We start from the raw sequence: 12,102 nt of genomic DNA on the forward strand, positions 1-12,102 counted from the left end.
TGATGGTGATGTCCATGATGACCGTGAACAACTTGCGGATACCCACCTATTCCTCCAGCTACAACACCCACTCCCGGTACCGGGAATCCTGTCTGCACTCCTCCAACGAAAGAAGGAAATGTAGTTGGTGCTCCTACTGGAAATCCTGTCTGTACGCCAGCTACTGATGTCGGAAATCCTCCTGTTACTGTAGGCATTCCACCCCCTGATGTCGAAAAGCCCCCCATTGATGTAGGCATTCCAGTTTGCATGCCAGCTACCGATGTTTGGAACCCTCCTGCTGCTCCACCCATCCAGCTCGGAATTCCACCGTATCCTTGTTGGCCAGCCCCTCCCATTAACATCATTTGTTCATAACTATCCGATTCACCTCCGAAGAAGCCATGTGGTGCATTATTGTCCATCCCTTTCATTCCTTTCACCTCTTCTACTCAATTTAGCCTACCTTTTTTATCATATTTCCTATAGAAAAATAGGTGTTTGTCTGTATGGGAATTCCGCTCTTTTATTTATACGTAGTGGAATAATTGAAAACTTAGACTAAAGTGATCCAGAGATTATTTTCTACACAAAAAAGCTCAGAGCATAAATGCTCTGAGCTTTTATTTAGAATGAATTAGTTTGCAACAACGTTAACAAGTTTTCCAGGAACAACAATTACTTTACGAACTGTTTTCCCTTCAATTTGGTCTTGAATTGCTTCAAGTGCAAGTTGTTCCATTTCTTCTTTTGATGCGTCTTTACTCATTGTTAGTTTTGCGCGAACTTTACCCATAACTTGAACAACGATTTCAACTTCATCTTCTACAAGTTTAGACTCATCAAATATTGGCCAGCTTGCATATGTGATTGTTTCATTATATCCAAGTTTGCTCCATAGCTCTTCCCCGATGTGAGGTGCAACTGGTGCGATCATTTTTACGAAACCTTCTACATATTCTTTCGGAAGTGTTTCAGCTTTGTATGCATCATTGATGAATACCATCATTTGAGAAATCGCTGTGTTGAAGCGAAGCTCTGCATAGTCTTCTGTTACTTTCTTCACTGTTTGGTGGTAAGCTTTTTCAAGCTCTTTATTTGGTGCGTCAGTAATTTTCTCACTTAATTCACCGTTATCTTGAACGAATAGACGCCATACGCGGTCTAGGAAACGACGAGCTCCGTCAAGACCATTTTCAGACCAAGCGATTGAAGCATCTAATGGTCCCATGAACATTTCGTATAGACGAAGTGTATCTGCACCGTGGCTTGCTACGATATCATCAGGGTTTACAACGTTACCTTTTGATTTACTCATTTTCTCGTTGTTTTCACCTAAAATCATACCTTGGTTGAATAATTGTTGGAACGGCTCTTTCGTTGGAACTACACCGATATCGTATAATACTTTATGCCAGAAACGAGCATATAGTAGGTGAAGTACAGCATGCTCTGCTCCGCCGATATAAATATCAACTGGAAGCCATTGTTTTACTTTTTCAGGATCTACAAGTGCTTCGCTATTGTTTGGATCGATGTAACGTAGGTAATACCAGCAGCTACCAGCCCATTGTGGCATTGTATTTGTTTCACGACGACCTTTTTTACCAGTCTCAGGATCAACAACATTTACCCACTCGTCAATGTTAGCAAGTGGTGATTCACCTGTACCTGAAGGACGGATGTTTTCTGTTTTCGGAAGAACTAATGGTAATTCTTCTTCCTTCACAGCTGTCATTGTCCCATCTTCCCAGTGAATTACCGGAATTGGCTCACCCCAGTAACGTTGACGGCTGAATAACCAGTCACGCAGACGGTACGTTACTTTTTGATTTCCTGCGCTCGTTACTTCAAGCCATTCAATCATTTTTGCGATTGCTTCTTCTTTATTTAATCCATCAAGGAATGCTGAGTTTACGTGTGCACCATCACCTGTGTACACTTCTTTCGTAATATCTCCGCCTTTTACAACTTCCTTCATCGGAAGATTGAATACTGATGCGAATTCATAGTCACGCTCATCATGAGCTGGAACTGCCATTACGGCACCTGTTCCGTAAGTTGCAAGAACATAGTCAGCAATCCAGATTGGTAATTTCTCACCGTTTACTGGGTTAACTGCGTAAGCACCAGTGAATACACCAGTTTTCTCTTTCGCAAGTTCTGTACGCTCTAGGTCACTCTTCATTTTTACAGCGTTAATGTAAGCTTCTACCGCTTCTTTTTGTTCTGCTGTTGTAATTTCTGCAACAAGTGCATGTTCCGGAGCTAGTACACAGTATGTTGCACCAAATAGTGTATCAGGGCGCGTTGTGAATACTGTGAACTTCTCGTCTGTACCATCGATATTGAAGTGTACTTCTGCACCTTCAGAACGACCGATCCAGTTACGTTGCATATCTTTTAAGCTTTCTGGCCAATCAAGCTCATCTAGATCTTCTAATAGACGATCTCCGTAAGCTGTAATTTTTAACATCCACTGTCTCATCGGACGACGCTCAACTGGATGTCCACCACGCTCACTCTTACCGTCAATGATTTCTTCATTTGCAAGTACTGTACCAAGTGCTGGACACCAGTTTACAGGTACTTCATCAACGTAAGCTAAGCCTTTTTCAAATAGTTTTAAGAAGATCCATTGTGTCCACTTATAGTAGTTTGGATCTGTTGTATTTACTTCACGGTCCCAATCATAAGAGAAACCTAGTGATTTAATTTGGTTACGGAACGTATTAATATTATGCTCTGTAAATTCAGCTGGGCTATTTCCAGTATCAAGTGCATATTGCTCTGCTGGAAGACCAAATGCATCCCATCCCATTGGATGAAGAACGTTATACCCTTGCATACGCTTCATACGAGATAAAATATCTGTCGCTGTATAACCTTCTGGATGTCCTACGTGTAGGCCTGCACCTGATGGATATGGGAACATATCTAGTGCATAAAATTTTGGTTTTTCTGTCTCATCTGGCGTACGGAATGTTTTATTCTCTTCCCAGTACCCTTGCCACTTCTTCTCAATATCTTGATGATTAAAGCTCATGAGATACCCTCCTTGAAATTCTATTTATTTTCACCGCCCAAAATACAAAAAACCTCTCATCCCTAGAAAGGGACGAGAGGTTATAGATTCCCGCGGTACCACCCTAAATTAATGTAAAAATATACATTCGCTTAGATCCGTAACGTGGATTAACGGCAATTGCTACTATTAGTTTCACAACTGCAACTCAAAGGCGAGTTCATAACGAAACGTGGATTGACTTGCACCGACCGTCAACTCTCTAAACCAGCTTCTATTACTACTACTCCTTCTCACTGTTATTACACATATGAGTTAATGTGAACTACCCTCCACTTAGTATCTCTAAAAAGCTTACTTAAAGCGGGGCTTCTCGGTTAATCGTTACTTTTAATAACTAACGAATTCGTCTTAAGACAGCCGAGCTATCTCCCTTGTTCTAAAGGTTGTTTTATTTAAATATATTCTAAAACATGTTACATGTTCCGTCAAACTAAACTGCAATTTTTTCTTCAACTGTTTCTTCTACTTTTACTCGTTTATCATACATGCTCGTTGCTATAAGCGCTACTACAAGCATTACCATGATTGCTATAAACAATACTTCCATATTGTATAAATCAACAATCGCTCCGCCAACGACCGGCCCGAACATTTTCCCTACAGTCGCCGCGCTATTTACAACACCTTGATAAAAACCTAGTTTATCTTTTGGTGCAAGTATATTTGCAATCGTCGGAACTGCTGGCCACACAAATAATTCACCGATTGTTAATGTTACCATCGCAACGAGGAACATCGTAAATTGCTGCGCTTGACTTAACACAATGAATGACGCCGCAAAAATGAAGATTCCAATCATAATTTGCTGTTTTAAAGAACGCTTCATCCAGCGAATTAGCATACTAACAAGTGGCTGCGCACAAACAATCATAGCTCCATTTATCGTCCATAATAAACTATAATGACGAAGGCTAATATTCAATTCTTGCATATGTGTTGCAATCGCTCCTTGCCACTGTACGTATGTAACCCAGCATAAAGCATATGCTACACACACGATCAGAAGTGCTTTAAATCCAGGTGTAAGTGACCAACCTTTTTTCGTTTCGATTTCCTTTTGCACTCCTGGCTCTTTCTTGTCTTCCATACCACGGAATCCAATAAAAGCAATTAAGAAGAAAACAAAATATAAAATAAAATTCGCTAAGAAAATATAATCAAAACGATATGATGCAACTAATCCACCACACGCTGTTCCAATCGCAATACCAACATTTTGTCCAACGTACATCGCATTAAATGCCCGTCTTCCGCCCTCTGGCCAAACCGTACCAACCATCGCATACATCGATGGGAAGACCATTCCAGAACCGAAGCCGATTAACGCTAGCCACACAACATATAACGGCCAACCGTGGAAGAACACAAGACCTAAAATTGATACAAGTGTAATAACAATTCCTACTAAAGTTGATTTATAACCGCCCCATTTATCAAATAAAACACCGCCGAGCAAGTTTCCGATTACACCAGTAAGCGAGTTGATCATTAATACCATTCCGGCCACAGATAAAGATTTTCCTAGGTGATCATGCAAATAAATTGTATTAAAAGGCCATAAAAAAGAAGCACCCGTGACATTAATAATCATCCCAGCTACTAATAGCCATACTTTCCTTGGCATAGTTTCCCCTCCTATTCTATTTTTTTCGTTCATATATATAACAGTAAAATTGTAGTCGTTTTTAAATAGGAAGGCAACTGATTAATAGTTGATGAAATTCAGATAATGGTTCATCGGTAAATGAAATTATACTGATCCCTGTTTGAAAATATATCGACTTACCGACAAAAACGACATCAGTAACAATAATATAAATAAGGGGAGACTGTATGAACTTCATACAGTCTCCCCTTATTTATATTATCCAACTTCTTTTTCTCGCTTCGCACGTTCTTTAGCGCTCCATTTAAATATTTTATCTAATACGGAATATATTCTCCCAGATTCTTTCGTTAACAAAGGTCCTAACGATGCCAATATTAAAACATACAGGGCTGAGAATGGTTTAATCGTTGCCATTAAGCCGCCCGCAATTCCAATATTCGCGACGATAATGGAAAACTCTCCGCGTGATACAAGTGTTAAACCAATATTCGTAGAAGCCTTATGCGATAATCCCGCTTTACGCCCCGCAACCATTCCAGCGGTAAAATTACCGATAAGAGTAATAAAAACTGCTCCTAATGCCAACCACACTGCTCCTCCAAGTGAAAATGGATCTATACTTAAACCGAAGCTGAAAAAGAATATAGCTCCAAAGAAATCACGAAACGGAACAACGAGCTGTTCAATTCGATCACTATGCTCCGTTTCTGAAAAGACGAGTCCTAGTAATAATGCTCCAATCGCCTCTGCAACATGAATCGTTTCTGAAAATCCTGCTACAAAGAACAAAATAGCGAATATTACAATAATAAAAATTTCATTGGACGAAATATCTAACATTTTATTTAAAAACCTTGTAGCTTTTCTAGCAACTACAAAGAATAGTAACATATACCCTACTGCGATTAAAATGGATGTGAGAGCACCTACAAATGACGTTGCCCCTCCGAGTACTAATCCTGAAACGACTGATAAATATACCGCTAAAAAGATATCGTCAAACATAATGATTCCTAAAATTAGTTCCGTCTCTTTATTACCAGATCTTCTTAAATCAACAATTACTTTCGCAACAATTGCACTCGATGAAATTGTTATGATCCCAGCAATAATTAATGTTTCTAATAAGGGGAAACCCATTATATATCCGTAAAGTAAACCTAATATAAAATTAAGCGATATATGAACAGTTCCCCCAAAAGCAATTGATTTTCCTGATTTAATTAATTTTTTAATTGAGAATTCTAAGCCTAAATAGAATAAGAGGAATATAACGCCAACACGGCCAAGGAAGGAAATAACTTCTCCGCTTTCAATAAATCTTAAATCGATAAGCCCTAAATCTGGGGCATGAGGCCCCACTAGCATACCGAGTATAATGAGAAACGGAATAATCGAGAACTTTAACTTTGCAGCGAGAATAGCTGCAAAAGCGACTAATACTAACGCAGTCCCAACTTCAAAGATTAAAGTATCCATCGATTATGAATCCCCTCCTACTGAAAGCAACTCATTAATAATTCTTTTTACTTCATGTCTTTCACCTGATAATACAAGCATATCGCCAGCTTCAATGATAGAATCTGGGCCTGGATTAAAGAACTTCTTCATATTCTTTTTCAAAATGGCAATAATCGTTACATTATATGTGTTTCGGACATGTAAACTACCAATTGTTTTTTGTACGACTGGTGCATTATTTTCCACCTTAAACCACTCAATTGATAATCCTTCAAAGGCCATTTCAATCGTATCTAAAGCTTGTGGCCTATACACCATTCCACCCAATATAGCTGCAATTTGTCTCGCTTCAGAATCACGAAGAGAGACGCTTGAAATACTCTCCTCATGATCAGCATCAAAATGGTACATTTCTCTTCGGCCATCATCATGAATTACGATAACCATCTTTTCATTACCTTTTGTAATCACTTCAAACTTACATCCAATACCCGGCAGTTCACTCTCTCTAATATTCATATTTTCCGCCTCCTAATTTTTTTAGTTACGGCTTTTATAAATCGACATCAATCTCCGTTTTAAAGGTCTCATCCTTTGAGATACCTAAATACTTTAGCGTCTCTGATGGAGTCGCGTGATGAAAATGTTTTTGCAATAGCGCAATCGCTATCCCTCTTTTGTATGCATGAAATCCAAACGTTTTTCGCATTGAATTCGTTCCGATCTTACCAACAACTCCAACTGCTTCTGCAGCATTATGAATTACACGATACGCTTGTTGGCGCGTAATTGAATTTGGCGTTTTATTAGATTGAAATACGTAATTTTCTCTTTTAACGCCAATAGATTGTACGTAATCTAAAAGCGCTTCTTTTACTTTTGTATTTAAATAAATATCTTGTTTAAATTTTTCATCTTTCACAGGAAGAGAATAAAACTCTTTAACAGTCCCGTCTTCATTTAATACATCTTCAAATTTCATGCCAAGTAGTTCTGTAATTTTTAATCCTGTGTTAATTCCAATAACAAATAAAAGATAGTCTCGCTGGGAGTGCTCTTTTAAATATTTTTTCATAGCCTCAATTTGGCTTATATCTTTTAATGCCTCTACAACTTCCATACATGTATTCTCCTCATCTTATGAACGGTAATTTTCTCATCATGTTGTCCATTTTACCTTATCATGCTATGAGATTTCCATGTATTATCCATTATTTTCACAATATACTTTTGTGATCCAAGCAATTTTCAATTTGGAAATTTACGATTGTACAAATACGTTGTGGTTAGAAAAGAAATAGGGGATAAAAGTTCAGCTTCTTTCTATAGATTGGATTCCTCCTTTCCTTATCCAGCTGCTTCTACTTTTATATTACGTTACTTATTTACATTATATTATATATTTCAGTAACATTAAAGTATTTTTTCTGAAAATAATAAAAACCGAGCAATTTCGCTCGGTTTTTTATTAATCTTCTTTCGGAAGAACAATTCCTTTATACAATTGAACTGTAATAAGGTAATAAATCGTGTAAATAACTACGAAAATTACGATTGGTATCCAAATACGGAAGTACGGATCGACTAAAATAAATCCGAAAATATTCATACCAACTAATACGTGAGCGATACCCACAATTGCTGGGAATAAGAATACTAAGAATAACTCTTTATAAATTGATTTCGTTAATAATTCACGGCGTACACCGATTTTACGAAGCATTTGATAACGCGTAATATCTTTTGATGCACCAGAAAGAATTTTGAACATAAGACAGCTTGCCATCATTGCTAAGAAAGCAATTCCAAGGAAGAAGCCCATAAACACTGTTCCGCTCGCAACACCGTAGAACATGTCATACACTTGATATTTACTACTCATTTGCTCAGCTTTTACATTTTTATATTTAGCTAGCTGCAACTCGTCAATTTTTTTCCATTCTTTTGTGTATGCTACGAAATCGTCTGTTTTTCCAGTAAATACGATTCCTTCTTTACCATTTACAGTATCGTACATTTTTTGATCTACAACTTTAATGGCACGATCTTGGTATATATAATATGGTTGGATTGTTCTAAATGCCTCATCCCATTCTTCAGGCATTGTTTTTTCATTTTTATCTTGTTCTGACCTCACTCCTGCTACTGTACCTACTGGAGCTTCTCCTGAAACTTCTTTATATTTACCGAAACTTTCTTTACCTACACCATCTCGAATAAATGGCTTATGTTTCTCTAAATCTTCTTTTACATAATAAATATATTTGTCGTCTACTTTATAACGGTACTCAGCTTTATTTTTAAATGATATACCATCTAAAATTTTCTTCTCTTCAGCTGTAGGATTATGAACAATTGAATCATAAATTTCAAATCCATCAACCGTTTTTATAACGTTATTTTTAAATGCCATACCACCTGAAATTGCACCAGCTCCAAGAGCAACTAACATCGCTACTGTTGCAAGTACCTTTGTTAAGCTATTAATACGGAAATTTAATTGTGCAAATGTAAAAGCATTAAGTCCTTTTTCACTACGCTTTTTATTACTCTTTAACTTTTTAATAATAACTGGAAGGAGTGATCCAAATAGCATATAAGTACCTGCTGTTGTTGTAACTAATGCAATAAGGATTCCCATTTCTCTTAATGTTTCCATATTAATCATAGCTGCATAACCAATACCTAATAAAATAACCGCTAGGAATGCAACTAAACCTGTCATTTTTCCTTTTACCACAACACGTTCTGTTTGTGCATCTGCATGTACAAGTTGCAGTACAGAAATACGTGATAATTTAATACTGTTCATAATTGCTGATAATACAAATAGCGCAAAGAAGAAGATGCAAGTAACAGTCATAGATGGCAGGTAAAATGCTTTATAGCCTTCACCAGCAAATTCTAATTGTTTCATTAATAATTGTCCGATACCCTCTGCAAGTCCTACACCAACTGTAATACCAATGGCAAGAGACGCAGCGCCTAATACGATCGTTTCAATAAACATAAGTAATGTAACTTTATGCTTTTTTGCTCCTAGCATCATATACATACCGAACTCTTTTTGACGAAGAGATAATAAGAAAGAGTTCGCATATAAAATATAGAAGAACGTTATAATAGCTAGTAAAAATGAACCTGCTTGGAATACGAATCCAATTGATTGAATAACTGAGTTAGATTCGATAAACGCTTTATTCAGCGCTAACGTTTGGAACATGTAAAAAATTGAAATCGACATGACAAGACCAACAAGTAAGACGATATAATCTTTCAGCTTACTTTTCAGCCCCGACATGGAAAGTTTAAATAACATACTGGAACCTCCTTTCTTACGCTTTTTGTGTACCTAAGTCCGCAAGCACATCTAAAATTTCTTTATAAAACTCTTCACGTGTACCGTCGCGGTGAATTTCTTTATATAGCTCACCATCTTGAATGAATAAAATACGCTGACAGTAACTTGCACTATACGGATCATGTGTAACCATCATAATAGATACGCCTTGATCTTTATTTAAGTTTGTCATCGCATCAAGTAAACTCGTTGCATTTTTAGAATCAAGCGCTCCTGTTGGCTCGTCCCCTAAAATAATTGCAGGTTCATGCACTAACGCACGTGCTGCTGCTGAACGTTGTTTCTGCCCACCAGATACTTCAGATGGATACTTTTGAAGAATTTCTGTAATCCCTAGCATACCCGCTACTTTTTCTACTTTTGGTCCAATGTTACGTGATGAAACACCTTGAAGAGAAAGTGGAAGTGCAATGTTTTCATAAATAGATAAGTTCTCTAATAAGTTGAAGTCTTGGAAAATGAATCCTAACTTTTGTGAACGAAAATCAGAAAGTTCACCTTGCTTCATTTTCGTAATGTCCGTACCCGCAATTTCAACAACGCCGCCCGTTGCTTTATCAAGCGTTGAAATTACATTTAACAATGTCGTTTTACCAGAACCAGATGGCCCCATAATTCCAACAAACTCACCCTCTTGAATTGAGAATGAAACACCTTTTAACGCATGTGATTGGTTCTCACCTTTTTTACCGTACACTTTTTGGACGTTTTTCACGTCTACAACTGGTTTCGTCATATATATCCTCCTACGCTTGTTTTTCCATTACCTATTTTGCGCTTTTTGGAAGTGAACTGCTATTTGTTAACATTACATTTACCTTACACTTTTGTAATATAAAAAAGATGAGTGTGTAAGGTTCGTTGATAAATGAAAATTTTATTAGCGATTCGACAAGTAATATCGACTTACCGAAAAAGATGACAATAAAAATGGGCTGTTCCACAAAAGGAACAACCCACTTCTCTCTTTATTTCTTTAAAGGTGTTACCGTCCAGTAAGTAACAACTCGCCAAATCCATTCTAGTGGACCCATTTTAAAGACCTTCATCCAAATTACGCTAAACACAATTTGAATTGCATAAATTGCAATACACACATATAACGTCTGCATGTACGTTAAGTTTTCTGCAAAGTTAAATACACTGCCCGCAATTAAAATCATTGCAGTTTGTCCAATATAATTTGTTAAAGCCATTCGTCCATAATATTTCAGTGGTGCTAACAATGTTTGAACCGGTTTTAATTGAAGTAATAAAATTAAAGCTCCAACATAGAAAGCTGAAATAATAGGTCCTACTGTAACACCAATTTTTAAAAATTGGCCTGCAGCATTCATTGTTCCATCCTCATTCTCAAGTATCATATTTATAAATGGTTCAGCAGGAACGTGCCCGTATTGATACCATACAGCTACGACACTTAAAACAAACATAACACCTGTAAAAATAGCGACTTTCTTTATATTTTGCGTGAGATTTTCAAATACACGATATTGTCCTGCAGCAAGCCCTAATAAAATTAAGCCAAGTGGTAATAACTCTTTAACTCCCATTACACTGAAGGCAATTGTCAAAATAATTCCTAGTACTAAGTTCACTTCTTTTTTCGCTTTATAAAACGGTAAAACGATTAACCCGCAAATTGCGTATAACGCTAATGCTTCTCCAGGCTGAAACATGTGATGAATTAAACCAAAAATAAATAATGCTACTAAGCGACGTAAAAATAAAACATAGCCATTTTTCCCTTTCGCAATCGCTCTTGAAATAAAGATATAGAATCCCACTCCAAATAAGAATGAGAAGATTGAGAAGAAACGACCTTCTACAAATAAATATAAAAATCTTTGATAGCTAGCATCCACTGTATTAGGATCTGGAATTTTAATGTTAAGTAGTGCGAGAATATTTACTAAAATAATCCCTAGTAGTGCAAAGCCACGAATGTAATCTAACTCATCAATTCGCTTGTTTGTAATATTGTTCCCCATAAAGCAACTCCTTGTATAAAATTTAATCCTTCCTTACTCTACTGGAGAAAGTTGCTCACAACTATCGACAAACCTTACAGTAATCTTACATTATTGTCATATAACAAAATAAAACCAGGTCATATTTCGACCTGGTTTACTCTGATTGTTTCGATTTTTGCGGTTGTCCTTTTTTACTATTACGCTGTTTTACTTGAACAATCGGATCAAGCTCATTCGAAAATTCAGCGTTATGTCCATTTTGCGTTTTTTGCTCTGGATTATTTTGATCTGAACGTTTCGCCATTACATTCACTCCTTATTAGTGCGGTGTAATAATCATTTGATGTTGCAATTGGCGAATTGCCATACGTGCTCTATTTAACTGCTCACGTTGCTCATCATTCGCATGTTGTTGCATCGTTTGTAAATCGTTATATGCTTGTTCTAATTGTAACTGCGCATCCGAATACTCCATCGTATTGTAATGCTCTTGTCTCATACCTTGGTCTAATTGTTCTTTCGCATATTCCACCGCTTGTTCCGCTTGTGTAATATACGATTCAAGTGATTGACGCTCTGCCATAATTGTCCCTCCTTGCTTCAATTCCCCTTTAGTGTGTCCCTTCCATCT

At 37.1% G+C, this 12,102-nt stretch carries 11 protein-coding genes, 1 pseudogene and 1 other annotated feature; all 12 genes and pseudogenes read right to left on the reverse strand.

The features are described from left to right. Positions 1-413: pseudogene (locus MR167_RS28020) on the reverse strand (hypothetical protein); the annotation flags it as partial. Positions 414-616: 203 nt separating this feature from the next. After that, positions 617-3,025: a leucine--tRNA ligase gene (gene leuS, locus MR167_RS28025; RefSeq protein WP_000009441.1), complete on the reverse strand. Its 2,409-nt coding sequence runs from the start codon at positions 3,023-3,025 to the stop codon at positions 617-619. A 65-nt stretch (positions 3,026-3,090) separates the two neighbouring features. Beyond that, positions 3,091-3,310: a binding site (T-box leader), on the reverse strand. Positions 3,311-3,497: 187 nt separating this feature from the next. Then, entirely contained in the window at positions 3,498-4,691 is a 1,194-nt protein-coding gene (locus MR167_RS28030; RefSeq protein WP_001137549.1) for an MDR family MFS transporter, read from the reverse strand. Between the two features lie 61 nt (positions 4,692-4,752). Next, positions 4,753-4,911 carry a hypothetical protein gene (locus MR167_RS28035; protein ID WP_175463803.1) on the reverse strand — a complete coding sequence of 53 codons (159 nt, stop codon included), beginning with the start codon at positions 4,909-4,911 and terminating at the stop codon, positions 4,753-4,755. 20 nt (positions 4,912-4,931) lie between these two features. After that, entirely contained in the window at positions 4,932-6,155 is a 1,224-nt protein-coding gene (locus tag MR167_RS28040; protein WP_000380177.1) for a cation:proton antiporter, read from the reverse strand. Positions 6,156-6,158: 3 nt separating this feature from the next. Next, the gene (locus MR167_RS28045; RefSeq protein WP_001026053.1) at positions 6,159-6,656 is read right to left on the reverse strand and encodes a cation:proton antiporter regulatory subunit; all 498 of its coding nucleotides are present in this window, start codon (positions 6,654-6,656) and stop codon (positions 6,159-6,161) included. Between the two features lie 34 nt (positions 6,657-6,690). Then, positions 6,691-7,257 carry a tyrosine-type recombinase/integrase gene (locus MR167_RS28050; protein WP_000454200.1) on the reverse strand — a complete coding sequence of 189 codons (567 nt, stop codon included), beginning with the start codon at positions 7,255-7,257 and terminating at the stop codon, positions 6,691-6,693. 348 nt (positions 7,258-7,605) lie between these two features. Further along, positions 7,606-9,456 carry an FtsX-like permease family protein gene (locus MR167_RS28055; RefSeq protein ID WP_000897786.1) on the reverse strand — a complete coding sequence of 617 codons (1,851 nt, stop codon included), beginning with the start codon at positions 9,454-9,456 and terminating at the stop codon, positions 7,606-7,608. A gap of 16 nt (positions 9,457-9,472) precedes the next feature. Next, the gene (locus MR167_RS28060; RefSeq protein ID WP_242316019.1) at positions 9,473-10,234 is read right to left on the reverse strand and encodes an ABC transporter ATP-binding protein; all 762 of its coding nucleotides are present in this window, start codon (positions 10,232-10,234) and stop codon (positions 9,473-9,475) included. Between the two features lie 232 nt (positions 10,235-10,466). Then, positions 10,467-11,489 (reverse strand): DUF418 domain-containing protein, encoded by a 1,023-nt coding sequence (locus tag MR167_RS28065; protein ID WP_000527709.1) that lies wholly within the window; start codon positions 11,487-11,489, stop codon positions 10,467-10,469. A gap of 136 nt (positions 11,490-11,625) precedes the next feature. Further along, positions 11,626-11,775: a hypothetical protein gene (locus MR167_RS28070; RefSeq protein WP_001129340.1), complete on the reverse strand. Its 150-nt coding sequence runs from the start codon at positions 11,773-11,775 to the stop codon at positions 11,626-11,628. A 15-nt stretch (positions 11,776-11,790) separates the two neighbouring features. Beyond that, positions 11,791-12,054, reverse strand: a complete 264-nt coding sequence (locus tag MR167_RS28075) for a YtzC family protein (protein ID WP_000840869.1) — start codon at positions 12,052-12,054, stop codon at positions 11,791-11,793. Between the last annotated feature and the right edge of the window lie 48 nt (positions 12,055-12,102).

The sequence above is a fragment of the Bacillus cereus group sp. BfR-BA-01355 genome (assembly GCF_022663675.1).
In the GTDB taxonomy this organism is placed as follows: domain Bacteria; phylum Bacillota; class Bacilli; order Bacillales; family Bacillaceae_G; genus Bacillus_A; species Bacillus_A thuringiensis_S.

What these genes read in the sequence shown, in the direction of transcription:
- leuS (WP_000009441.1), bottom strand. Translation starts at nt 3,025, where the DNA reads ATGAGCTTTAATCATCAAGATATTGAGAAGAAGTGGCAAGGGTACTGG.
- MR167_RS28030 (WP_001137549.1), bottom strand. Translation starts at nt 4,691, where the DNA reads ATGCCAAGGAAAGTATGGCTATTAGTAGCTGGGATGATTATTAATGTC.
- MR167_RS28035 (WP_175463803.1), bottom strand. Translation starts at nt 4,911, where the DNA reads ATGAAGTTCATACAGTCTCCCCTTATTTATATTATTGTTACTGATGTC.
- MR167_RS28040 (WP_000380177.1), bottom strand. Translation starts at nt 6,155, where the DNA reads ATGGATACTTTAATCTTTGAAGTTGGGACTGCGTTAGTATTAGTCGCT.
- MR167_RS28045 (WP_001026053.1), bottom strand. Translation starts at nt 6,656, where the DNA reads ATGAATATTAGAGAGAGTGAACTGCCGGGTATTGGATGTAAGTTTGAA.
- MR167_RS28050 (WP_000454200.1), bottom strand. Translation starts at nt 7,257, where the DNA reads ATGGAAGTTGTAGAGGCATTAAAAGATATAAGCCAAATTGAGGCTATG.
- MR167_RS28055 (WP_000897786.1), bottom strand. Translation starts at nt 9,456, where the DNA reads ATGTTATTTAAACTTTCCATGTCGGGGCTGAAAAGTAAGCTGAAAGAT.
- MR167_RS28060 (WP_242316019.1), bottom strand. Translation starts at nt 10,234, where the DNA reads ATGACGAAACCAGTTGTAGACGTGAAAAACGTCCAAAAAGTGTACGGT.
- MR167_RS28065 (WP_000527709.1), bottom strand. Translation starts at nt 11,489, where the DNA reads ATGGGGAACAATATTACAAACAAGCGAATTGATGAGTTAGATTACATT.
- MR167_RS28070 (WP_001129340.1), bottom strand. Translation starts at nt 11,775, where the DNA reads ATGGCGAAACGTTCAGATCAAAATAATCCAGAGCAAAAAACGCAAAAT.
- MR167_RS28075 (WP_000840869.1), bottom strand. Translation starts at nt 12,054, where the DNA reads ATGGCAGAGCGTCAATCACTTGAATCGTATATTACACAAGCGGAACAA.